General features: G+C 56.1%; 17 protein-coding genes. 6 read left to right on the top strand and 11 right to left on the bottom strand.

Annotated elements, in window-relative coordinates:
• Positions 1-30: 30 nt before the first annotated feature.
• The 9 genes from KOSB73_RS12160 to lrp all read right to left on the bottom strand — a co-directional run bounded on the left by KOSB73_RS12160 (position 31) and on the right by lrp (position 13,802).
• Positions 31-1,179 (bottom strand): MFS transporter, encoded by a 1,149-nt coding sequence (locus tag KOSB73_RS12160; RefSeq protein ID WP_004871688.1) that lies wholly within the window; start codon positions 1,177-1,179, stop codon positions 31-33.
• Positions 1,180-1,453: 274 nt separating this feature from the next.
• Entirely contained in the window at positions 1,454-2,317 is an 864-nt protein-coding gene (locus KOSB73_RS12155; protein WP_024360084.1) for a dimethyl sulfoxide reductase anchor subunit family protein, read from the bottom strand.
• Between the two features lies 1 nt (position 2,318).
• Positions 2,319-2,936 (bottom strand): DMSO/selenate family reductase complex B subunit, encoded by a 618-nt coding sequence (locus KOSB73_RS12150; protein WP_098140537.1) that lies wholly within the window; start codon positions 2,934-2,936, stop codon positions 2,319-2,321.
• Between the two features lie 10 nt (positions 2,937-2,946).
• On the bottom strand, positions 2,947-5,385 hold the full coding sequence (gene dmsA / locus KOSB73_RS12145; RefSeq protein ID WP_098140536.1) for a dimethylsulfoxide reductase subunit A: 2,439 nt from the start codon (positions 5,383-5,385) through the stop codon (positions 2,947-2,949).
• A 200-nt stretch (positions 5,386-5,585) separates the two neighbouring features.
• Entirely contained in the window at positions 5,586-6,878 is a 1,293-nt protein-coding gene (serS, locus tag KOSB73_RS12140) for a serine--tRNA ligase (protein WP_004871699.1), read from the bottom strand.
• Positions 6,879-6,968: 90 nt separating this feature from the next.
• Complete coding sequence (gene rarA / locus KOSB73_RS12135; protein ID WP_004871703.1) at positions 6,969-8,312, bottom strand: replication-associated recombination protein RarA; 1,344 nt, start codon at positions 8,310-8,312, stop codon at positions 6,969-6,971.
• A gap of 8 nt (positions 8,313-8,320) precedes the next feature.
• Positions 8,321-8,932 (bottom strand): outer membrane lipoprotein periplasmic chaperone LolA, encoded by a 612-nt coding sequence (gene lolA / locus KOSB73_RS12130; protein WP_004130911.1) that lies wholly within the window; start codon positions 8,930-8,932, stop codon positions 8,321-8,323.
• 121 nt (positions 8,933-9,053) lie between these two features.
• On the bottom strand, positions 9,054-13,172 hold the full coding sequence (ftsK, locus tag KOSB73_RS12125; RefSeq protein ID WP_098140535.1) for a DNA translocase FtsK: 4,119 nt from the start codon (positions 13,170-13,172) through the stop codon (positions 9,054-9,056).
• A 135-nt stretch (positions 13,173-13,307) separates the two neighbouring features.
• On the bottom strand, positions 13,308-13,802 hold the full coding sequence (gene lrp, locus KOSB73_RS12120; protein WP_002439523.1) for a leucine-responsive transcriptional regulator Lrp: 495 nt from the start codon (positions 13,800-13,802) through the stop codon (positions 13,308-13,310).
• A gap of 531 nt (positions 13,803-14,333) precedes the next feature.
• Between lrp and trxB the strand changes: the two genes are divergently transcribed.
• The 5 genes from trxB (at position 14,334) to infA (ending at position 20,146) form a co-directional block, all read left to right on the top strand.
• Positions 14,334-15,302 (top strand): thioredoxin-disulfide reductase, encoded by a 969-nt coding sequence (gene trxB, locus KOSB73_RS12110; protein ID WP_004871710.1) that lies wholly within the window; start codon positions 14,334-14,336, stop codon positions 15,300-15,302.
• 114 nt (positions 15,303-15,416) lie between these two features.
• Positions 15,417-17,183, top strand: coding sequence for a heme ABC transporter permease/ATP-binding protein CydD (gene cydD / locus KOSB73_RS12105; RefSeq protein ID WP_064371664.1), 1,767 nt, complete (start codon positions 15,417-15,419; stop codon positions 17,181-17,183).
• A complete protein-coding gene (gene cydC, locus KOSB73_RS12100; RefSeq protein ID WP_024360088.1) occupies positions 17,184-18,905 on the top strand; it encodes a heme ABC transporter ATP-binding protein/permease CydC in 1,722 nt (573 codons plus the stop codon). It abuts the gene before it with no gap.
• A 38-nt stretch (positions 18,906-18,943) separates the two neighbouring features.
• The gene (gene aat / locus KOSB73_RS12095; RefSeq protein WP_024360089.1) at positions 18,944-19,648 is read left to right on the top strand and encodes a leucyl/phenylalanyl-tRNA--protein transferase; all 705 of its coding nucleotides are present in this window, start codon (positions 18,944-18,946) and stop codon (positions 19,646-19,648) included.
• Positions 19,649-19,927: 279 nt separating this feature from the next.
• Positions 19,928-20,146 (top strand): translation initiation factor IF-1, encoded by a 219-nt coding sequence (infA, locus tag KOSB73_RS12085; protein ID WP_002211347.1) that lies wholly within the window; start codon positions 19,928-19,930, stop codon positions 20,144-20,146.
• A 138-nt stretch (positions 20,147-20,284) separates the two neighbouring features.
• On the opposite strand, the gene clpA is transcribed toward infA, so the two are convergent.
• Positions 20,285-22,567: an ATP-dependent Clp protease ATP-binding subunit ClpA gene (gene clpA, locus KOSB73_RS12080; protein ID WP_032711149.1), complete on the bottom strand. Its 2,283-nt coding sequence runs from the start codon at positions 22,565-22,567 to the stop codon at positions 20,285-20,287.
• A gap of 30 nt (positions 22,568-22,597) precedes the next feature.
• Entirely contained in the window at positions 22,598-22,915 is a 318-nt protein-coding gene (gene clpS / locus KOSB73_RS12075) for an ATP-dependent Clp protease adapter ClpS (RefSeq protein WP_004130898.1), read from the bottom strand.
• A gap of 324 nt (positions 22,916-23,239) precedes the next feature.
• Between clpS and cspD the strand changes: the two genes are divergently transcribed.
• Entirely contained in the window at positions 23,240-23,470 is a 231-nt protein-coding gene (cspD, locus tag KOSB73_RS12070) for a cold shock-like protein CspD (protein WP_004100627.1), read from the top strand.
• The last annotated feature ends 21 nt before the right edge of the window (positions 23,471-23,491 follow it).

The raw sequence follows: 23,491 nt of genomic DNA, 5'->3' as shown, positions 1-23,491 counted from the left end.
GGCGTCTCTCCTGGCTATTTTCGACCACAATCAGGCGTGAGCAACCGGCGTAGGGTGATGCCCCGCTTTGCGCAGCAGCGTCAGCAGGTAGATGAAGGACACGCTGGCTATCATGATAAACAGCAGATTGTCAGAGAAATTCTGCATCAGCATCGCGGTCAGCGTTGGCCCAAGCAGGCTGCCCACGGTATAGCTCAGTAACAGCGCCTGGTTCATCGCCACCAGCTGATGACGCTCCACTTTTTCACAGGCCCAGGCCATAGCGACCGGATAGAGCGTGAAGCCGGAAGCGCCCAGCACGAACAGCGCAGGCGCCATTGCGGCCTGGCTTAACATCGCCAGACAGCCGAGAATCACCACAAACACCTGGACGCGTAGAACCAGCAGGCGACCGTAGCGATCGGCGAGCCGACCAATCGGCCACTGCCCAACGATGCCTGCGCTCACCATCACCGCCATCCAGAAGCCGATGCCGGAATCGCTGACGCCCTGGTGGTTAAGCCACAGCGGCATCAGGCCATACAGCGAGCCGAGCACGATACCGGAAATAATGCAGCCATTGACCCCGTGACGGGCCTGACGCAGCCTTAACATTGGCCAGATACGCGCCGGTTCGTGCGGCTCATCGCCCCGAGTCGCCACGCGAGCAAACAGCAGCGGCAGAATGGCCGCCAGAGCCAGCGCCGTCACCCACGGCAGGACGCTCATCAAATCCGTCGGCAGTTTGCTGACCATTAACTGGCCCAGCACCGTGCCAACGTAATAAATCATCATATACGCCGCCAGCAGGCGACCGCGGCTCCGCGAAGTGCCGCTACAGACCAGCGCGCTCTCCACCACCACCCAAATCATCGCGCAGCCGACGCCCGCGATAAAGCGCCAGCTGAACCAGCTCCAGAAGCCAAGCGTAATGCCGAGCCCAACGCAGCCCACGGCAAAAATAATGGATGCCAGATAATAGCTACGATTAAAACCCAGACGCTTAATCACCCATCCGGCGAGCAATGTCCCCACCAGATTACCGGTAAAGTAGGACGACCCTACCATGCCGACCTGCCAGGTCGGCATATTTTCATGGGCGAGCCAAAGCGGGACAAGCGTATTTAAAACCGCTATCGCCAGGGTCAACAGAAGCAGGCCACAGAGCAACATTTGCACTGGCCGGGTGTAGATGGTCATGGATATAAACCGTGATGGAGTTCAGATTTCGTGCGCATCATGCCACTGCTGCAAACATTGTCAATCCACCTGAAATCAGGCGTGACGCGGTTTGCGGGCGTACGATAGAAGTTTTTTATCCAGCGGATCGGCAACAGAATAGTTGTTTATATTATTCCATTGTTTTTATTAATTTATTAGGAAAATGAGGTGGGAGTATCGGTAGAAATATTTCATGAATCGACCGCACTTTTTATCGCGCCAGAAAGTAATATCCTGGCGCGATAAAGGGCGGTTAGCTGGCGATTGCCATCCCTACGGTCATATGCAGGCCGTAGAAGACGCCGCGGCCGATCATCTCGCCGACCAGCATTAGCACAAAAGCCAGCCCCAGCATCGGCAATGCGGGCTGATAGCCTTTGAGCTGCGGAGCGATCCAGCAGACCAGGGCCAACGCCAGCGCAACCAGACGCCAGGCCATTAGCGAGCCGTAGTCCGGCACCAGCGCGGAAGCTTGCTGGATGGAGCTATGGATTGTCGCCAGCTCGCTTCCCTGCATTAGCCCCACGATCGCGCTAATCACCAGCGCCAGCAGGGTCACCGCCGGCAGCAGGCGCATCGCCCAGCCGGTAACGTCCGCAACGCGCAGCAGCAGATATCCTAGCAGCGGACCGCCGATAAACATCGTCAGGAAGAAACTCAGCGGCGTCCAGACCGTATACCAGGTGGGTACCGTATCAATAGTGTTATAGACGCGGACCATCATCCAGACAAAGATAACCCCCAGCACCATGGTAATAATCAGCCAGAGATGACGCAGTCCCGCCGGTAGCTTATTGACCACCGCCAGCAGCCAGCCAATACCGCCGACAGCAAAGAAAAGCGCCCCGCTGGCGATTTCATTGCTGAGCGACGAGGCCCCTACGCGATTGAGCGAGTTAAACGCGCGCATGGGCGACCCAAGATGCAGGGTTGAGGCAATAAAGCCCACGCCCATCAGCACCCACAGGCCAAACATGCTCCACACCACGCGCTGCTGCTGTTCACGCGATAAGTCGCCTTTCATGAGCGCCAGAGCCAGTACAATAAAGCCGCCCACCACGCACTGACCAAAGACCGTGAAAATAATCAGCGGCCATTCATGCCATCCACTCCCCATCTCACACCTCCTTCGGGTTAGCCAGATAGCCGGTGGTATCTCCACACGGTCGGCTGTTGGCGTTAGGTTTAATCACAATACTTGGTTTAGTGAAGTGGGCCGAAGGCAGCGGCGCAACGGCAGCCAGCTGGCCGTGTTTTTTACGCAGCTCTTCAATCGGGCCAAAATCAAGCGCGCGGAGCGGACAGAACTCCACGCAAATCGGCTTTTTGCCCTCGGCGACGCGTTCGTGGCAGCCGTCGCATTTGGTCATATGCCCTTTTGCCGCATTGTACTGCGGCGCGCCGTACGGGCAGGCCATATGGCAATAGCGACAGCCGATACAGACATCCTCATCGACAACGACAAAGCCATCTTCACGTTTATGCATCGCCCCGCTCGGGCAAACTTTGGTGCAGGCCGGATCTTCACAATGGTTGCAGGCGATAGAGAGGTAATAGGCAAACACGTTCTGCTGCCAGACACCGTTATCTTCCTGCCAGTCGCCGCCCGCGTATTCGTAGATACGACGGAAACTCACCTCCGGCGTGAGGTTTTTGTAGTCTTTGCATGCCAGTTCGCAGGTTTTGCAACCGGTGCAACGGGCGGAATCAATAAAAAATCCATATTGAGTTGTCATCGGTCACTCCTTACAGCTTTTCAACCTGGACGAGGTTGGTATGCGATGGATTGCCTTTCGCCAGCGGCGATGGGCGTTGGGTGGTCAGCACGTTAATGCTGCCAGCCTGATCCACGCGACCGGCGTCCGGGTTATACCAGGCCCCCTCACCCAGCGCGACCACGCCCGGTATCATTCGCGGGGTCACTTTGGCTTCGATATGCACTTCACCGCGATCGTTAAAAATGCGGATCCGATCGCCATTGGCGATACCGCGCTTCTGCGCATCAAGTGGGTTGATCCACATCTCCTGACGGCACGCGGCTTTCAGTACGTCAACGTTGCCGTAGGTGGAGTGAGTGCGGGCTTTGTAGTGAAAGCCGGTCAGCTGCAGCGGATATTTTTTAGCCAGCGGATCGTCATAATTTTCAAACCCAGGGCTGTAGATCGGCAGCGGGTCGATAACATCCTCTTCTTTCAGCTCCCATGTCGCCGCGATTTCCGCCAGTTGCGCAGAGTAAATTTCAATTTTCCCTGACGGGGTCGTTAACGGATTGGCGGCAGGATCTTCACGGAAAGCCTTATAGGCAACGTGGTGGCCTTGCGGATCGCGCTGTTTGAAGATCCCCTGCTTGCGGAATTCATCAAACGGCGGCAGCGCCGGGATCGCTTTACGGGATTGCTCATAGAGGTGGCGCAGCCACTCTTCCTGAGTGCGGCCTTCGGTGAAGCGTTGCTCAACGCCCATGCGCTTCGCCAGCTCGGTAGTCATCTCATAGATGGTTTTGCACTCAAAACGCGGTTTGATGGCCTGGTCGGCAAAAATCACGTAAGACATGTTGCCGCAGGAAGCATCGAGGGCAAAATCCATCTGCTCCGAGGCGGTACAATCCGGCAGCAGAATATCGGCATATTTCGCAGACGAGGTCATATGGCAATCAATGACCACAATCATCTCGCACTTTTTGTCATCCTGGAGGATGTCATGGGTACGGTTGATTTCTGAATGCTGGTTGATCAAGCAGTTACCGGCATAGTTCCAGACCATTTTGATGGGGACGTCGAGCTTATCTTTACCACGCACGCCGTCGCGTAGTGCGGTCATTTCCGCTCCGCGCTCAATCGCATCGGTCCACATAAACATGGAAATACTTGTTTCAACCGGGTTATCCAGCGTCGGCATGCGCTCAAACGGCAGCGAGTAAGAGCCTTCACGCGCGCCGGTATTCCCGCCGTTGATTCCAACGTTGCCGGTTAAGATCGCCAGCATGGAAATCGCGCGGGAAACCAGCTCGCCGTTAGCATGGCGCTGCGGGCCCCATCCCTGAGAAATATAGGCAGGTTTTGCGCCGGCGATTTCACGCGCCAGCTGCACGATACGCGACTGAGGAATGCCGGTAATCGTCGACGCCCACTCTGGGGTCTTCGCGATACCGTCTTTGCCCTGACCGAGAATATAGGCCTTATAGTGACCATTGGCCGGCGCGCCTTCCGGCAGCGTTTTCTCGTCATAGCCTACGCAATACTTGTCGAGGAAAGGCTGGTCTACGAGATTCTCGTTAATCATCACCCACGCCAGCGCCGAGACCAGCGCGGCATCGGTTCCGGGGCGGATAGGGATCCACTCATCTTCGCGTCCGGCACCGGTGTCGGTATAGCGTGGATCGATAATAATCAGTCTGGCGTTGGATTTCTCCCGCGCTTGTTCCAGGTAGTAGGTCACCCCGCCGCCGCTCATCCGGGTTTCCCCCGGGTTATTGCCAAACAGCACCACCAGCTTGCTGTTTTCGATATCCGACGGGCTATTGCCATCGGCCCAGCCGCCGTAGGTGTAGTTCAGTCCCGCGGCGATTTGAGCGGTGGAGTAGTCACCGTAATGGTTGAGGTAACCGCCGCAGCAGTTCATCAGACGGGCAATCAGGGTTTTCCCCGGCGGCCATGAGCGAGTCAGGGTTCCGCCGAGGGTTCCCGTTCCGTAGTTCAGATAGATGGACTCATTACCGTACTCTTTTATCAGGCGCTGCATATTGCTGGCGATAGTATCGAACGCTTCTTCCCAGCTGATGCGTTCGAATTTGCCCTCTCCGCGTTTGCCCACCCGCTTCATCGGATATTTCAGGCGATCCGGGTTGTAGACGCGCCGACGCATCGAGCGACCGCGCAGACAGGCGCGAACCTGGTGCAGGCCATCGTAGTTATCGTCACCGGTATTGTCTGTTTCAACATATTTAATCTCACCATCAACCACATGCATCCGCAGCGGGCAGCGGCTTCCGCAGTTCACCGTACAGGCGCTCCAGGTGAGCGTTTCGCTGACAGGGTTGAGGTTGTCTGCGGCATGGGCAATGCGCGTGAAGGGTAAGGTAAAAGCGCTGCTGGCCATCGCCAGCCCGCCAATCGCCGTGGTTTTCATTAAACCACGCCGGCTCACCTCGGCAGCCAGTAAAGCATCGGGGGTTTTGATTTTCATAGATACTCGCTTCGGTTGCTCACAATGAACTTAAAGCCGTTGTATAGTTATTGATACAACGAAATTAGTCTTTATTAGTTTTTTATGCTGGATAATCCAAAGGGAGTATCTTCGTAATCGCGAAGTCGATTATTGCCCGGTATCAAGAAGGGGGTAAAAAAAAAGCGCCCGCAGGCGCTTTTGAGAAGAGTGTTGAAAAATCAGCCGATAAACTCAAGGCCGCGCATATACGGGCGCAGGACTTCTGGGATCGCAATGCGACCATCCGCCTGCTGATAGTTTTCCATCACCGCGACGAGCGTACGTCCAACCGCCAGGCCAGAACCGTTCAGCGTGTGTACGAGGCGAGTTTTCTTGTCAGACTTGCTGCGGCAGCGCGCCTGCATACGACGCGCCTGGAAATCCCAGACGTTAGAGCAGGAAGAGATCTCACGATAGGTATTCTGCGCCGGTACCCACACTTCCAGATCGTAGGTTTTGCATGCGCTAAAGCCCATATCGCCCGTGCACAGAGCCACTTTACGATACGGCAGACCCAGCAGCTGCAGCACTTTCTCGGCGTGGCCGGTCATCTCTTCCAGCGCCGCCATGGAATCTTCCGGACGTACAATCTGCACCATTTCGACTTTGTCGAACTGGTGCATACGGATCAAGCCGCGGGTATCGCGGCCATAGGATCCGGCTTCAGAACGGAAGCACGGCGTATGCGCGGTCATTTTGATCGGCAGATCGTCTTCGTCGATGATCTCATCGCGCACCAGGTTGGTCAGCGGGACTTCCGCCGTCGGGATCAGCGCGTAGTTGCTGCTGTCAGCTTCTTCTTCCAGCGGACGGGTATGGAACAGGTCGCCGGCGAATTTTGGCAACTGACCGGTACCGTACAGCGTGTCCTGGTTAACCAGATACGGGACGTAGTTTTCGCTGTAGCCGTGCTGTTCAGTATGCAGATCCAGCATAAACTGCGCCAGCGCGCGGTGCAGACGCGCCAGTTGGCCCTTCATGACCACAAAGCGAGAACCGGTCAGCTTCACGGCGGCGGCAAAATCCAGCCCCCCGTGCATTTCGCCCAGCGTCACGTGATCGCGAACGTCAAAATCAAACTCGCGCGGCGTACCCCAGCGGCTGACTTCAACGTTGTCATTTTCGTCGCGGCCGGCCGGAACGTCATCGTGCGGAATATTAGGGATGGTCAGCGCGATATCGCGGATTTCCGCCAGCAGCGCGTCCAGTTCGGTCTTAGCGGCATCAAGCTGCTCGCCGAGTTTGTTCACTTCCAGGCGTAATGGCTCAATATCTTCCCCGCGCGCTTTCGCCTGGCCAATGGATTTCGATCGGGAGTTGCGCTCCGCCTGCAGGTTTTCAGTTTGAACCTGCAGAACTTTACGACGCTCTTCCAGAGCGCGAAGTTTATCTACATCCAGCTTAAAGCCCCGGCGTGCCAGTTTTTCTGCGACTGCGTCTGGCTCGGTACGCAGCAGATTGGGATCGAGCATGCTTATCCTGTGCTTATCGAATTAATAAAGAAAAATGGCCGCAGAGCGCGACCACGGAAATAGTGTGACAACCTTACCGCAACGCCTCAATTATCGGTAGCGTTTTATCGGGCTATTTTGATCCTGTTCGGTTAACCAGGCGAGCTTTTCGCCTATTTTGCCCTCCAGCCCCCGGTTTGTCGGCTTATAATAGCGCGTTTGCGCCATTTCCTGCGGGAAGTACTGCTCTCCAGCGGCATAGGCATTTGGTTCATCATGAGCATAGCGATACTCCTGCCCGTAGCCCATCTCCTTCATTAGCTTCGTTGGGGCATTGCGTAAATGTACTGGTACGTCGTAATCGGGGCGTTCGCGGGCATCGGCCATCGCCGCTTTAAACGCGGTATAGACCGCGTTGCTTTTCGGCGCGCAGGCAAGATAAACAATGGCCTGGGCAATCGCCCGCTCGCCTTCCGCCGGTCCGACACGAGTAAAGCAATCCCAGGCGGAGATCGCAACCTGCATCGCGCGCGGATCGGCATTACCGACATCTTCCGACGCGATTGCCAGACAACGGCGCGCGACGTAGAGCGGATCGCCGCCGGCGGTAATAATCCGCGCGTACCAGTAGAGGGCGGCATCCGGTGCGCTACCGCGAACCGATTTATGCAGCGCGGAGATTAAATCGTAAAAACGATCGCCTTTGTTGTCGAAACGCGCGCTGCGCTCGCCGGCGATTTCGGTCAGCAGCTCAACTTTCAGCACGCGATTGCCGGAGGCGTCGGACTCGGCCATATCGGCCATCATTTCCAGGGTATTCAGCGCCCGCCGCGCGTCACCGTTGACCAGGTCGGCGATGGCCTTGCGCGTCTCGTCCGGCAGAACGATATTTTGCCCGCCGTAGCCGCGCGTTTTATCGCTCATCGCCTGGCTGAGCACCTGTTCGATGTCGTCGCTGGTCAGCGATTTCAGCAGATAGACGCGCGCGCGGGATAACAGTGCGGAATTGAGTTCAAAGGAGGGGTTTTCCGTCGTCGCGCCGATAAAGGTGATGGTTCCGTCTTCGATATGCGGCAGAAAGGCATCCTGCTGGCTTTTATTGAAACGGTGAACTTCATCGACAAACAGAATTGTGCGGCGACCCGCGTTGCGGTTTTGTCGCGCGCGTTCAATGGCCTCGCGGATCTCTTTCACCCCGGAGGTCACCGCTGAAATACGTTCAACGTCGGCGCTGGCATAGCGCGCAATCACCTCGGCCAACGTGGTTTTCCCCGTCCCCGGCGGCCCCCAAAGGATCATGGAGTGCAGATGACCGGCTTCAATCGCCCGTGGTAAGGGTTTACCCGGCGCCAGCAGATGCTGCTGGCCAATGTACTGCGCTAAATTTTCTGGCCGCATGCGTGCGGCCAGGGGTTGAAACGCGTTGTCGGAAAAATCGAGCGACAGATTGCTCACGTTCGCCTCTACTTACGTTGATCGTCCACCGTAACCCCTTGCGGCGGCGTAAAGGTGAACTTAGATGCGTCGACGGCGCCATTTTGTTGCGACTTCAGCTGATAGCTGCTGCGTTGATCGTCCTGTTCCACGGCGCTGAACTGATGAATCGTGCCGTCACGACCCACGTTAATGGTGAACTGCTTCAGATTACCGCTACCGTTTTTCGGGGTCAGAACAAAATCATCGCCGTTCTGCTTAATGTTGTAGTTCTGCCAGTCGCTGGCCTGGTTGCGGGCAATCAGCATAAACGGCGTGTTGCTGGTCGCATCTTTCAGCCAGGTGGCGGTAGCCTGCTCAACAAACGGGTTATAGAACCACAGCGTTTTGCCGTCGGAAACCAGCACGCTTTCATCCGGCTGGGTCATATGCCAGTTGAACAGATTTGGTCGTTTGACCCACAGGTCGCCCTGCCCGTCCTGCACGGCGTTGCCGCTGCCGTCCGTCACTTTCTGCGTAAAGCTGGAGTGGAAGCTGCTCACTTTATCAAGGCGGCTTTTTAAATCGCTGGCGGCGTCCGCCCATACCTGACTGACGACAAAACTGGACAGTAATGCACAGGTGATTGCGAGTTTTTTCATTGTTATTCCTTAATGTGCGTCACTCCCGACGCGGGAGCCTGATCTGCTGCTAATGTAGAACGGCCAACGGCGGTTAAACAGCAGAACAGGCTGATTTTCACTTATTTACCCAACTTTGCGGTTACTCAAAAGGCGGCGGAGCCAGCACCTCACGGTTACCGTTATGACCCTGCTCGCTCACGATACCCTGAGCTTCCATTTGCTCAATGATACGCGCGGCGCGGTTATAGCCAATACGGAACTGACGCTGCACCCCGGATATGGAAGCCTTGCGTTTCTCCGTCACAAAGTTGACGGCCTGATCGAACAGCGGATCGAGCTCTTCACCGCCCTCGTAGCCACCGCCGCCGCCTTCGCTTTCGCTATCGGAGGTGATGCCATCGACATACTGCGGACGCCCGCGCGCCTTCCAGTCCTGAACGACGGCGTGAACTTCCTCGTCGCGTACAAAAGCGCCGTGCACGCGCACCGGGATCGTGGAGTTAGGCGCGGAGTAGAGCATATCGCCCATTCCCAACAGAGACTCCGCACCGCCCTGGTCAAGGATGGTCCGCGAGTCAATTTTACTCGATACGGTAAAGGCGATACGCGTCGGGATGTTGGCTTTAATCAGGCCGGTGATAACGTCAACCGACGGTCGCTGGGTCGCCAGCACCAGGTGGATCCCCGCGGCGCGCGCTTTCTGCGCCAGACGCGCGATCAGCTCTTCCACTTTCTTGCCGACGGTCATCATCAGATCGGCAAATTCGTCGACCAGCACCACGATATAAGGCTCTTTTTTCAGTACCGGATGCGTCGCATCCATACTGTCGCCAGGCTTCCAGTAAGGATCCGGAATGGGTCGTCCCATACGCGCGGCTTCGGCAATCTTCTCGTTATAGCCTGCGAGATTACGTACGCCCAGCGCGGACATGAGTTTATACCGGCGCTCCATCTCGTTAACGCTCCAGCGCAAAGCGTTGGCCGCGTCTTTCATATCCGTCACGACTTCCGTCAACAGATGCGGTATTCCCTCATAGACCGACAGTTCGAGCATTTTCGGGTCAATCATGATGAATTTCACATCTTCCGGCTGCGCTTTGTAGAGCATGCTGAGGATCATGGCGTTGACCCCAACGGACTTACCGGAGCCGGTGGTACCCGCCACCAGCAGGTGCGGCATCTTCGCCAGATCGGCGGTCACAGGTTCGCCCGCGATGTCTTTACCGAGGACCACCGTGAGCGGTGAAGGATTGTCGCGGAATTTCGCATTATCCAGCACTTCGCGCAGGTAAACGGTCTGGCGCTTTTTGTTAGGCAACTCCAGGCCAACGTAAGGTTTACCCGGAATAACTTCCACCACACGAACCGCCGCCGTGGACAGTGAACGCGCCAGATCTCGCGACAGGTTGGAAATCCGCGCCGCTTTCACCCCTGGAGCCAGGTTTAGCTCAAAGCGGGTGATGACCGGGCCTGGTGAGTAGTTCACCACGTCGGCTTTAATGCGGAAATCGGCCAGACGAGCTTCAACCAAACGCGCCATCTGCTCGAGGGCAAAGGTATCGATCGGCTCAACCTCAGCCGGCGGCGGCGTGAGCAGATCAAGCGAAGGCAGCAGCGTCGTGGGTTTCTGCAACGGGCGACTGTCGCCATTGCGCATCAACAGCGGGTGAATCAGGCTTTCCTGCGGCTGCGGGATCGGTTGCTGCTGCTGCGAAGCCTGCTGCTGCGGATAACCGCCAGGAGCCTGCTGTGGCATCTGCGGATGTTGAACCGGCTGCTGCTGTACTGGCTGATAAGCCTGAGGCTGCGCACTTTGCGGCTGCTGATGCATCTGCTGGTGCGGCATCGGCTGCTGTACGGGCTGCGAATGCTGGGTCGGCTGCGGGGCGGGCTGCTGCACTTCCGGCATCGGCGTGAAGACAGGCTCGCTCGGCGTATCATCAACTAACGTTTTCATTGGCGAGAATTCATAATCAGCCGCAGAGAACGGATGCGATCCCGGCGGCTGCTCGCTGGCGTAACGCTGCTGCTGGGAAGCGGCAAACTGACGGGCAAGTTCGGCTTCAGCGGCGGAATCCTCGTCTACATTATCCTCTTCCGCAGCGTAGCTATCGCCATAGCGCTGATTTTGCGCAGCCGCGAACTGACGCGCCAGCTCGCCCTGCTCAAACTCTGCAACTTCCTCGTCCGTCAGCGCATCATCATCATAGTGCTGATGTTCTGCCTGACGCGCGCGTTCTTCAGCCAACCGCTGCGAAGGCAGCTTAATGCCATAGGATGCCAGCTCACGTCGCGTTGGAACACGAACGCGATTTGGACGAGGCAATTTCGGGCCTATGCCCTCTTTTACCTGCGCACGCGGGCCGCCAGACGCCGGGCTAAACAGCGGCGCGGCGCTGGATGCGACGGAGGCCGCCGCGGCGCTTGCCCCGGTGGCCTGATGGACGCCGGCCGCCAGCGCGCTCACCGCGGCAACATCAGCCGCCGGAGCAGGCGGAGGTGAGATCGGTTTTGTCGCAACTGGACTGACCGGTTCTGGGATTGGCTGATACCACGCGGCAAGCTGCTCGCGTTCACGCGCGCGTTTCTCTTCCACTTCTTCGAAGTAGTACATCGGCGGACGCTGTGGTTTCACCTCCTCTGCTGGCTCAGGCTCTACGGCAGAAGCAGGAACGTAAGGTTCAGGCTGCTGGATAGGGGCCTGCTGCGGCGGGTAAGCTGGTTCAGGCTGATAAGCGGGCTGCTGAACTGGAGCCTGCGCAGGCTGATAGGCCTGCTGCGGCGGGTAAGCCGGTTCAGGCTGATAAGCAGGCGGCTGAACAGGGGCCTGCGCCGGCTGATAGGCCTGCTGCGGCGGGTAGGCCGGTTCAGGCTGATAAGCAGGCGGCTGAACAGGGGCCTGCGCCGGCTGATAGACGTGCTGCGGCGGGTAGGCCGGTTCAGGCTGATAAGCAGGCGGCTGAACAGGAGCCTGCTCCGGCTGATAGGCATGCTGCGGCGGGTAAGCCGCTTCAGGCTGATAAGCAGGCGGCTGAACAGGGGCCTGCGCCGGTTGATAGGCCTGCTGCGGCGGGTAAGCTGGTTCAGGCTGATAAGCAGGCTGCTGAACAGGAGCCTGCTCCGGCTGAGACGCGTACTGCGGCGGGTAAGCCGGTTCAGGCTGATAAACTGGCTGAGCGTCATACCCAGGCAGCGGTTCAGACCATGCCTGCGGCGCCGCGGTATCCTGCGCGGCCAAAGCCACCGGATCGGCAATACTATGCCCGTTCAACAGAGGATCGTAGGGGTCAAAATCGCCGGGGCGCGCCGCGCTGGCTCCGGAGAACAGAACATCATCGGCGTTCGCCTGACGCGCTGCGCTAGAACCAGAAAAAAGCACATCGTCTGCGGCAACAGGCGCGCCGCTGGCGCTGTACTGAACCTCGCCCTCGGCGTCGTCCATCCGTTTACCGGAGAACAACGCGGCATCGGTCTTACGCCCCAGCGGATTGGCAAACTTCTCAGCCAGGCGCTGGCGGCGTGCTAAGGCGCTGCGTAGAATCCGCGCCCGACGAGAACCTTGCGGTTTAGTGGATTCATCGTCTTCATATTCTTCTTCATCTTCTTCATATTCCCCTTCATCGACCCAGGTGTCGTCACGACGGGTACGGTTGCTGGCGAAAGTGAGAACTGAAAGGATCGCGCCGCCGAGTTTTTCAGCAATGCTAACCCAGGACCAGCCGGTAAACAGCGTCAGTCCTGCCGCCCAGATGCAGAGCAGCGCGATTGTACCGCCGCTGCTGTGCAGCAGCGGTTGCAGGGTCGTGCTCAGTAGGCTGCCGATCACCCCGCCCGAAGCGAAGTACCAGATATCATCCGCGTTAATCGCCGCCAGACCGCAGGACGTGAGGATCAGCGCCAGCGCGCCAATCAAACGCAGCGAGACGGCGAAATAGTCGATGTACTCGTCGTTTTCCTGATGACGCCAGGCAAACCAGCAGCCGCCGATAATGATGACCGGAATGGTATAGGCCATTACGCCAAAAATAAAAAATAGCGTATCGGCGAGCCAGGCTCCCGGCGTCCCGCCTAAGTTGTGAATAGGCTCATGCCACGCCGTTTGTGACCAGCTAGGATCCGAGGGATTAAAGCTGAGTAAGGCCGCCATCAACCAGATGGCAAAAAGGGAGCAAAGAATGAGTAACGCCTCAAGGAGTCGGCGCCCGCTACTTAGCTTTGTGAATTTGACTTCTTTGTCTTCGGTGTATTCCTGGCTCAAGAAAGGCTCTCCAGGTATCAGGCTGTTTCCTGCCTTCGGCTAAAACGGACAACAGTGCCGGGTCTCCCCGGCACTGTTGCTGTATGGATTAACAGGAGTGTAATCAAACTACATCGATTTTGCACCTGTTCCGTGTTAGCGCGTCTTGATTACCAGACGATTACTTTGCTTGACTTCTTCCATTACCACATAGGTACGGGTGTCATTTACGCCCGGCAGGCGCAGCAAGGTCTCGCCCAGTAATTTACGATACGCTGACATATCCGGCACGCGAGTTTTCAACAGATAGTCGAAATCCCCGGAAACCAGATGACACTCTTGAATTTCTTCAAGTTTTTGCACAGCGGAGTTAAATTGCTCAAACACATCCGGCGCGCCACGATTCAGAGTAATCTCAACAAATACCAGAAGTGATGCATCCAGATAATGCGGGTTGAGCAGCGCTGTATAGCCCTGAATAAAACCCTGTCTTTCCAGTCGACGCACGCGCTCAAGGCAAGGCGTCGGAGAAAGTCCCACCCGTTTAGAAAGCTCGACGTTGGAAATACGCCCGTCTTTTTGCAATTCATTCAAAATATTACGATCAATGCGGTCGAGATCTTTGCCAGGGCGCTTCTTGCTATCTACCATTATTATTGTCTCTCTGTATTCCTTCCCTACTCCTGTTCCGACTCTGAGCCTTCACTGCCAGAGTCCATCCTGTTATCACCCGTACGACGTTGGGTAACCCAGGGGTACGTGAGAAGCCCGTTGCCTGACGGCAGCCACCGACATCACGCATGGCGTCTGTCCACACCATGCGTAGATTTCGCTAACCCGGATAAAAATGGCATTTGCGTGCATGAAAATTCGCCACACGCCAAACACTGCTTTTCTTCTTCCATGAATGTTTTCGCAAAAGCACAGGGGATTGTCAAAGCAAAACATCGATTTTTAGTACAAGATGCCAGATATTCATTATCCTCCCCGGTTGATTCTCATGTTTTCCTCTTATAATTGTCCCGCTAACAGTAGAATTAGTTATATTCTTCGTTCGTTAAATCGCCAATTAATCGGCATCTTCTATTGCACATATCGTTAACAAAACCGCCGCGCTCTTTTTTTACGTCAACAAATTCCCTACAATCCAGCTCATGTATGCCAATAAATTATGAGGATCTCATGGGCACGGCCAAACACAGTAAACTGCTTATTCTTGGTTCTGGACCTGCGGGATACACCGCTGCGGTCTACGCAGCGCGCGCAAATCTGCAGCCGGTACTGATTACCGGAATGGAAAAAGGCGGTCAGCTGACCACCACCACTGAAGTGGAAAACTGGCCAGGCGATCCTAACGATCTGACCGGACCGCTGCTGATGGAGCGCATGCACGAACATGCCACCAAGTTTGAAACCGAAATTATTTTCGATCATATCAACAGCGTCGATCTGCAAAACCGTCCGTTCCGCCTGGTTGGCGACAGCGGTGAGTACACTTGCGATGCCCTGATTATCGCTACCGGCGCATCAGCGCGCTATCTGGGTCTGCCATCGGAAGACGCGTTTAAAGGCCGCGGCGTTTCTGCCTGCGCGACCTGCGACGGTTTCTTCTATCGTAACCAGAAGGTCGCGGTGATCGGCGGCGGCAATACGGCTGTAGAAGAGGCGCTGTACCTGTCTAACATCGCTTCCGAAGTCCATTTGATCCACCGTCGTGATAGCTTCCGCGCGGAAAAGATCCTTATCAAACGCCTGATGGACAAAGTGGAGAGCGGTAACATCGTGCTGCACACCCACCGTACGCTGGAAGAAGTGACCGGCGACCAGATGGGTGTGAGCGGGTTGCGTCTGCGCGATACGCAAAATGCTGACAACGTGGAATCCCTCGAAGTTGCGGGGCTATTCGTGGCAATCGGCCACAGCCCGAACACGGCAATTTTCGCCGGTCAGCTGGAGCTGGAAAACGGCTACATTAAAGTTCAGTCCGGCATCCACGGCAACGCCACCCAGACCAGCGTTCCGGGCGTTTTCGCCGCCGGCGACGTGATGGATCATATCTATCGTCAGGCGATTACTTCTGCCGGTACAGGCTGCATGGCGGCGCTGGACGCAGAGCGTTATCTGGATGGTTTAGCCGACGCTTGCAAATAATCTTTACAAGTCAGTAACAAAGGTAAAGAAGGCGACGAAAAGTCGCCTTTATTTTTGCCCCGTTGTAACATTGCCGTGCCCAAAAAACTCATAACTACACCTGCTAAGCGCGCAATGAATAAAACCCGTCAACAAGAGTTAACCCGTTGGTTAAAAGATCAAAGCATTATCTCCCGTCGCTGGTTGATGATTTCCCGTGTATTGGGCGTCGTTAGCGGCCTGTTGATCGTTGCTCAGGCCTGGTTCCTGGCGAGGATCCTTCACCGCATGATTATGGAAAATATCCCCGCGACGGCGCTGCTGCTGCCCTTTACGTTACTGGTGCTGGTCTTCGTGCTTCGCGCCTGGGTGATCTGGCTGCGTGAAAGAGTGGGTTTTCAGGCAGGTCAACATATCCGCCTGGAGATCCGCCGTCAGGTTCTGGATCGCTTACAGCAGGCGGGGCCGGCCTGGATACAGGGGAAACCCGCCGGTAGCTGGGCCACGCTGATCCTTGAGCAGATCGACGATATGCATGATTACTATGCTCGCTATTTGCCGCAGATGACGCTGGCGGCCTCTATCCCTTTGCTGATTGTCATCACTATTTTCCCGGTCAACTGGGCTGCCGCGCTTATTTTGCTGGGCACCGCCCCGCTTATTCCGCTGTTTATGGCGCTGGTTGGGATGGGCGCGGCCGATGCCAACCGACGCAACTTTCTCGCTCTGGCGCGGTTAAGCGGCCATTTTCTCGATCGTCTGCGCGGTATGGAAACGCTGCGAATTTTTCATCGCGGTGAAGCAGAGACCGACAACATACGCGAAGCCTCGCAGGATTTCCGCCAGCGGACCATGGAAGTGCTGCGCCTGGCGTTTCTCTCCTCCGGGGTCCTGGAATTTTTCACCTCGCTCTCTATTGCGCTGGTCGCCGTTTACTTTGGCTTCTCCTATTTGGGAGAACTCAACTTTGGCCATTACGGCGCCGGGGTGACGTTGATGTCCGGTTTCCTCGCTCTAATTCTGGCCCCCGAGTTTTTCCAACCGCTGCGCGATTTAGGTACCTTTTATCATGCTAAAGCGCAGGCTATTGGCGCCGCTGATAGCCTGAAGACCTTTATGGAAACGCCGCTGGCGCAGGCAGAGCGTGGAGAAAAGGCATTAAGCGATAATGAAATGATAAGTATTGAAGCTCGCGACCTGCTAATTAAGTCTCCCGAAGGAAAAGTGCTGGCCGGGCCGCTGAGTTTTTCCTTACGCGCCGGGGAACGTGTGGTGCTGGTTGGGCAAAGCGGCTCGGGCAAGAGCTCGCTGCTGAATACGTTAACCGGTTTTCTTCCTTATGATGGCTCTCTCAGGGTCAATGGCGTTGAGTTAAAGAGCCTGGACGCCGACCGCTGGCGCCGTCTCCTGAGCTGGGTTGGGCAAAATCCGCAGCTGCCCGCGGCGACGCTGCGCGAAAACGTCCTGCTCTCCTGCCCTGATGCTACTGAAGCCCAGCTGCAGCTTGCGCTGGATAAAGCCTGGGTCAGCGAGTTCCTCTCCCTTCTGCCGCAGGGTATCAATACCCCTGTTGGCGATCAGGCCGGTCATCTGTCGGTCGGGCAGGCCCAGCGCGTCGCCGTCGCCCGGGCGCTGCTGGTGCCCTGTCGTCTGCTGCTATTGGACGAGCCAGCGGCCAGCCTTGACGCGCATAGCGAACAGCGGGTGATGCAGGCGCTGACCAATGCGTCAACGCAGCAAACCACGCTAATGGTTACCCACCAGTTGGAAGGCCTGGCAAACTGGGATGCCGTCTGGGTTATGCAGGATGGTCAAATTGTTGAGCAAGGCAGTTATTCGCAGCTGGCGGCCGCAGGCGGCCCGTTCGCGACCCTACTCGCCCATCGTCAGGAGGAGATTTAAATGCGCGCGTTGTGGCCTTACCTGGCGCTCTACAAACGACACAAATGGCTGTTGCTGCTCGGAATCGTGCTGGCGATCGTGACGCTGCTGGCCAGTATTGGCCTATTAACGCTGTCGGGCTGGTTCCTGTCGGCATCCGCCGTGGTTGGCGTAGCGGGCATCTACAGCTTTAACTATATGCTGCCTGCCGCCGGCGTACGCGGCGCGGCGATTATTCGCACCGCAGGCCGCTACTTTGAGCGTCTGGTTAGCCATGATGCCACCTTCCGCGTCCTGCAGCACCTGCGGGTCTTTACCTTCAGCAAGCTGCTGCCGCTCTCCCCAGCCGGGCTGGCGCGTTTTCGTCAGGGCGAGCTGCTCAACCGGGTGGTTGCCGATGTCGATACCCTGGATCATCTCTATCTGCGCGTTATATCGCCGCTGGTAGGGGCGCTGGTGGTGATCCTGGTCGTCACCGTGGGGCTGAGCGTGCTGGACGTCACGCTGGCCCTGACCCTCGGCGGTATTATGCTGCTCACCCTGCTGGTGATGCCGCCGCTGTTCTATCGCGCCGGCAAACCCGCTGGTGAAAGCATGACCCGGCTTCGCGGGCAGTATCGCCAGCAGTTGACCTCCTGGCTGCAGGGACAGGCGGAGCTGATGCTGTTCAACGCCAGCGATCGCTACCGGCGGCAAATGGAAAAAACGGAAGCGCATTGGCTGGATGCGCAGCGTCGCCAGGCGGAACTGACCGCCCTCTCTCAGGCGCTGATGCTACTGATTGGCGGTATTGCAGTTATTGCTATGCTGTGGCTCGCCTCCGCGGGGGTTGGCGGCGATACTCAGCCAGGGGCGCTGATTGCGCTGTTTGTCTTTTGCGCGCTGGCGGCGTTCGAAGCGCTGGCGCCGGTTACCGGCGCATTTCAGCATCTCGGGCAGGTGATCGCTTCTGCAAAACGCATCACGCAAATAACCGAGCAAGAGCCGGAAGTCTCCTTCACTCAGGGCGAAGAGCGGAAGCTGGAGCGCGTCGCGTTGAACTTAAATCAGGTTAGCTTCAGCTATCCTCAGCAGCCCTCCCCTGCGCTGGAGAAAATTTCATTGCAGGTCAAGGCCGGGGAGCATATCGCCATTCTGGGGCGCACAGGCTGCGGTAAATCAACCCTGTTGCAGCTGCTGACCCGGGCATGGGATCCGGCGGAAGGTGAAATATTACTCAACGGTGAGCCACTGGCGCAGCTTAACGAGGCAACGCTGCGTCAGGCGATGAGCGTCGTGCCGCAGCGCGTGCACCTGTTCAGCGCCACGCTGCGCGATAACCTGCTGCTGGCTTCCCCGAACGCCAGCGACGCCCGGCTTGCCGAAACGCTTGAGCGCGTCGGTTTAGCAAAATTACTGGACGATAGCGGCCTGAATAGCTGGCTGGGCGAAGGCGGCCGTCAGCTCTCCGGCGGCGAACTGCGCAGACTGGCTATCGCCCGCGCCCTGCTCCACGACGCGCCGCTCATGCTGCTTGATGAGCCTACTGAAGGCCTCGATGCGACGACTGAAAGCCAAATCCTTGATTTACTCGCAGAAGTGATGCGTGAAAAAACCGTATTAATGGTGACCCATCGTCTGCGCGGACTGGCGCGTTTTAATCAGATAATAGTCATGGACAACGGGAAGATTATTGAGCAAGGTAGTCACGCAGAACTGCTGGCTGAACAGGGGCGTTACTACCAGTTTAAGCAGCGCCTGTAGGCTACTATTGAATCATTGCCTGATGCGTTGAGGTAAAAATGCGGCTGGTTCAGCTCTCTCATCATTCCATCGCCTTCCCCTCCCCGGAAGGCGCTTTACGTGAACCTAATGGCCTGTTGGCGCTGGGCGGCGATCTTAGCCCGGCGCGGCTACTGATGGCCTATCAGCGCGGTATTTTTCCGTGGTTTTCACCCGGCGATCCTATTTTATGGTGGTCTCCCGATCCGCGAGCGGTACTGTGGCCGGAGAAATTCCATCTCAGCCGCAGCATGAAGCGCTTCCATCAGCGCTCGCCCTATCGTGTGACGCTGAATCACGCCTTCGGTCAGGTTATCGAGGGCTGTGCCGACCATCGCGATGAGGGCACATGGATAACGGCAGGAATCGTTCAGGCCTACCATCAGCTGCACGAGCTGGGACATGCGCATTCTATTGAAGTGTGGCAGGGAGATGCTTTAGTCGGTGGAATGTACGGCGTCGCGCAGGGCGCGCTGTTTTGCGGAGAGTCGATGTTCAGCCGTGCCGAAAACGCCTCTAAAACCGCGCTGCTGATCTTTAGCCAGGTATTTTCACAGGATGGCGGAAAATTAATCGATTGTCAGGTGCTGAATAAGCATACGGCGTCGCTGGGCGCAGTGGAAATTGCTCGCCGGGATTATCTCGACTATCTCTCCGTGCTGCGGACTTATCGTCTACCGGAACGATTCTGGGTACCGAGGGTGCTATTTGCAGGAGAAGCGTAAATGTTTTCAGCACATTTTTTGTTGGGATGTTATAATTGCGCGGTAGAGTAGCTTCTGCCCGTTGCCCCGCCGCCGTTTGGGAATAATAAGAGTCAGATAACACCCATTGTTCTGTCACTCCCCCTTTACGTTTGCGCCTGTCACCCGGTTTATCCGCGTGAATTACGGGTAATGCGCCAAAACTACTTCGGCGATTTGACGTAAAACTTTACATACTTGCTGAACTTCGGCATTATCTTGCCGGTTCAAAACTACGGTAGTGATACCCCAGAGGACTAGATGGCCAAAGAAGACAATATTGAAATGCAGGGCACCGTACTTGATACGCTGCCTAACACTATGTTCCGCGTAGAACTGGAAAACGGTCACGTGGTAACTGCGCATATTTCCGGTAAAATGCGTAAAAACTACATCCGCATTCTGACGGGCGACAAAGTGACTGTTGAGCTGACCCCGTACGACCTGAGCAAAGGCCGCATTGTCTTCCGTAGTCGCTGATCGTTTTCGCGCTTAACGCGCCAGATGCTGAAGGCCGGGATAATTCCCGGTCTTTTCATTTCTACATCATAGACAACTTAAAGCGCGCAGATAAAAAAACCGGCCCTAAGGCCGGTTTTGTCATTGAGTACCAGAAACTTAATGCGCCGCTTCCGGTTTGTGCTTCTGCGCACTCTGGAAGTCGTAGGTCAGCGCGTTTTTCTCTTTATCCAGTTCCACAGTCACCTGGCCGCCGTCAACCAGTAAGCCAAACAGCAGCTCGTTGGCCAGCGGTTTTTTCAGGTTGTCCTGAATTACCCGTGCCATCGGACGTGCGCCCATGGCCCGGTCGTAGCCTTTCTCGGCCAGCCAATCGCGGGCTTCCTGGCTCACTTCCAAAGAGACGCCTTTCTGATCCAGCTGAACCTGCAGCTCGACGATAAATTTATCCACCACCTGATGGATAACCGTCGTAGACAGGTGATCGAACCAGATAATGTTGTCGAGACGGTTACGGAATTCCGGCGTAAAGATCTTTTTGATCTCATCCATCGCATCCGGACTGTTGTCCTGATGGATAAGGCCAATGGATTTACGCTCGGTTTCACGCACCCCGGCGTTGGTGGTCATCACCAGCACCACGTTGCGGAAATCCGCTTTGCGGCCATTGTTATCGGTCAGCGTCCCGTTATCCATCACCTGCAACAGCAGGTTAAAGACGTCCGGATGCGCTTTTTCAATTTCATCCAGCAGCAGCACCGCGTGCGGATGCTTGATAACCGCATCGGTCAGCAGCCCGCCCTGATCGAAACCTACGTAGCCCGGAGGCGCGCCGATTAAGCGGCTGACGGTATGACGTTCCATATATTCGGACATATCAAAACGCAGCAGCTCAATACCCAGCGACTTCGCCAGCTGCACGGTGACCTCGGTTTTACCCACCCCGGTAGGTCCGGCGAACAGGAAAGAACCCACAGGTTTGTGCTCATGGCCAAGCCCGGCGCGCGCCATCTTGATCGCTTCGGTTAAGGCCTCAATCGCCTTATCCTGGCCAAAGACCAGCATTTTCAGGCGATCGCCGAGGTTTTTCAGCGTATCGCGATCGCTGCGGGAAACGCTCTTCTCAGGAATGCGCGCAATCCGCGCCACCACGGACTCAATATCCGCCACGTTAACCGTTTTCTTACGTTTGCTCACCGGCATCAAGCGCGCACGCGCTCCGGCTTCGTCAATCACGTCAATCGCCTTATCCGGCAGATGACGATCGTTAATGTATTTCACCGCCAGTTCCACCGCCGCACGTACCGCCTTCGCGGTGTAACGGACATCGTGGTGCGCTTCATACTTCGGCTTCAGGCCGTTAATAATCTGCACCGTCTCTTCCACGGAAGGTTCGGTGATATCAATTTTCTGGAAACGACGCGCCAGGGCACGATCTTTTTCAAAGATGTTGCTGAATTCCTGGTAGGTTGTCGAACCAATTACCCGGATCTTACCGCTGGAAAGCAGCGGTTTAATCAGGTTAGCGGCATCGACCTGCCCGCCGGAAGCCGCGCCCGCACCGATGATGGTGTGGATTTCATCAATGAACAGAATACTGTTGGTGTCCTGCTCCAGCTGCTTGAGCAGCGCTTTGAAGCGTTTTTCAAAATCGCCGCGGTATTTGGTGCCTGCCAGCAGCGAGCCGATATCCAGCGAATAGATAGTGCAATCTGCCATCACTTCCGGCACATCGCCCTGCACGATACGCCAGGCAAGACCTTCAGCAATAGCGGTTTTACCGACGCCGGATTCCCCCACCAGCAGCGGGTTGTTCTTGCGACGGCGGCACAGAACCTGAATAGCGCGTTCCAGCTCTTTCTCGCGGCCGATCAGCGGATCGATACCGCCTACGCGGGCAAGCTGGTTGAGGTTGGTGGTGAAGTTTTCCATACGATCCTCCCCGCCTGCTTGCTCTTCGCTGCTGCCTGGCTGGCTTCCGCTGTTATCGGAAGACTGGCTCGGCTCGTCTTTACGCGTACCATGAGAGATGAAATTCACCACATCAAGTCGGCTGACTTCATGTTTACGCAGCAGATAGGCCGCCTGAGACTCCTGCTCGCTAAAAATCGCGACCAGAACGTTGGCGCCGGTCACTTCGCTGCGGCCGGAAGACTGGACGTGGAAAACGGCACGCTGCAGTACGCGCTGGAAGCTCAGCGTCGGCTGAGTATCGCGCTCTTCTTCCGTTGCAGGCAGTACGGGTGTGGTCTGTTCGATGAAGGCTTCAAGCTCCTGACGCAGCGCGACCAGGTCCACTGAACACGCTTCAAGCGCTTCGCGGGCCGAAGGGTTGCTAAGCAGCGCCAGCAACAAGTGCTCGACGGTCATGAACTCATGACGGTGCTCGCGCGCTCTGGCGAAAGCCATGTTTAAACTGAGTTCCAGTTCTTGATTGAGCATAGGCACCTCCCCCAAGTTTATTGCCTGCATTCAGGCTTTTTCTAGCGTACACAACAACGGATGTTCGTTCTCCCTCGCGTACTGGTTCACCATCGATACTTTGGTTTCCGCGACTTCGGCGGTAAAGACCCCGCAAATCGCTTTACCTTGATAGTGAACCGTCAGCATCAGTTGCGTTGCACGTTCAACATCATAAGAAAAGAATTTTTGTAACACGTCAATAACAAACTCCATTGGAGTGTAGTCATCATTGACTAATATCACTTTATACATAGATGGCGGTTTAAGCGCATCCTTAACTTCGTCCTCTACTAGCTGATCGAAGTCCAACCAGTCTCTCTTACTCATCGTCAGTGTTCATCATCGGTTGCTGTTGCCAACAGGCGGTGGCCTGTCGATGACCAGAGGCTATGCACATCACAAATCTACAATAGATCATAGATAATTATCATCTATTACTTCCATCCGCGATGTCTGTCACATTCCCCGGCAATAGCGTTAACTGCTTCAAATTTTGACGCATTTTTCACCGTCCCCCAGCGTCAATCGCTTGACGCATTTCCTGATTTCTCTAAATTGTAGTGGCGAGAGTTGGCGAGCAAATGAACAACTCGTCACTCCACTACCGGTTCATTCCATCTTACTTATAAGATTTACGAAGGATGTCGAAGTATGGAAATGGGTACTGTTAAGTGGTTCAACAATGCCAAAGGGTTCGGTTTTATCTGCCCTGAGGGCGGCGGCGAAGACATTTTCGCCCATTACTCGACCATCCAGATGGATGGTTACAGAACGCTAAAAGCCGGACAAGCGGTTCGGTTTGATGTTCACCAGGGGCCAAAAGGTAACCACGCCAGCGTGATTGTCCCTGTTGAAGCTGAAGAAACAGAAACAGCCGCATAACTCTTTTGCTTCATTGTGTAC

Source organism: Klebsiella grimontii (assembly GCF_900200035.1).
In the GTDB taxonomy this organism is placed as follows: Bacteria; Pseudomonadota; Gammaproteobacteria; order Enterobacterales; family Enterobacteriaceae; genus Klebsiella; species Klebsiella grimontii.
Note: the sequence above shows the minus strand (reverse complement) of the source record. Positions and strands in the feature narration are given on the sequence as shown.

Bases quoted from the DNA above. Each gene is read 5' to 3' on its own strand.
- lolA (WP_004130911.1), bottom strand. From the start codon at position 8,932: ATGAAAAAACTCGCAATCACCTGTGCATTACTGTCCAGTTTTGTCGTC.
- trxB (WP_004871710.1), top strand. From the start codon at position 14,334: ATGGGCACGGCCAAACACAGTAAACTGCTTATTCTTGGTTCTGGACCT.
- cydC (WP_024360088.1), top strand. From the start codon at position 17,184: ATGCGCGCGTTGTGGCCTTACCTGGCGCTCTACAAACGACACAAATGG.
- dmsA (WP_098140536.1), bottom strand. From the start codon at position 5,385: ATGAAAATCAAAACCCCCGATGCTTTACTGGCTGCCGAGGTGAGCCGG.
- cspD (WP_004100627.1), top strand. From the start codon at position 23,240: ATGGAAATGGGTACTGTTAAGTGGTTCAACAATGCCAAAGGGTTCGGT.
- KOSB73_RS12150 (WP_098140537.1), bottom strand. From the start codon at position 2,936: ATGACAACTCAATATGGATTTTTTATTGATTCCGCCCGTTGCACCGGT.
- KOSB73_RS12160 (WP_004871688.1), bottom strand. From the start codon at position 1,179: ATGACCATCTACACCCGGCCAGTGCAAATGTTGCTCTGTGGCCTGCTT.
- infA (WP_002211347.1), top strand. From the start codon at position 19,928: ATGGCCAAAGAAGACAATATTGAAATGCAGGGCACCGTACTTGATACG.
- aat (WP_024360089.1), top strand. From the start codon at position 18,944: ATGCGGCTGGTTCAGCTCTCTCATCATTCCATCGCCTTCCCCTCCCCG.
- serS (WP_004871699.1), bottom strand. From the start codon at position 6,878: ATGCTCGATCCCAATCTGCTGCGTACCGAGCCAGACGCAGTCGCAGAA.
- lrp (WP_002439523.1), bottom strand. From the start codon at position 13,802: ATGGTAGATAGCAAGAAGCGCCCTGGCAAAGATCTCGACCGCATTGAT.
- KOSB73_RS12155 (WP_024360084.1), bottom strand. From the start codon at position 2,317: ATGGGGAGTGGATGGCATGAATGGCCGCTGATTATTTTCACGGTCTTT.
- clpS (WP_004130898.1), bottom strand. From the start codon at position 22,915: ATGAGTAAGAGAGACTGGTTGGACTTCGATCAGCTAGTAGAGGACGAA.
- cydD (WP_064371664.1), top strand. From the start codon at position 15,417: ATGAATAAAACCCGTCAACAAGAGTTAACCCGTTGGTTAAAAGATCAA.
- clpA (WP_032711149.1), bottom strand. From the start codon at position 22,567: ATGCTCAATCAAGAACTGGAACTCAGTTTAAACATGGCTTTCGCCAGA.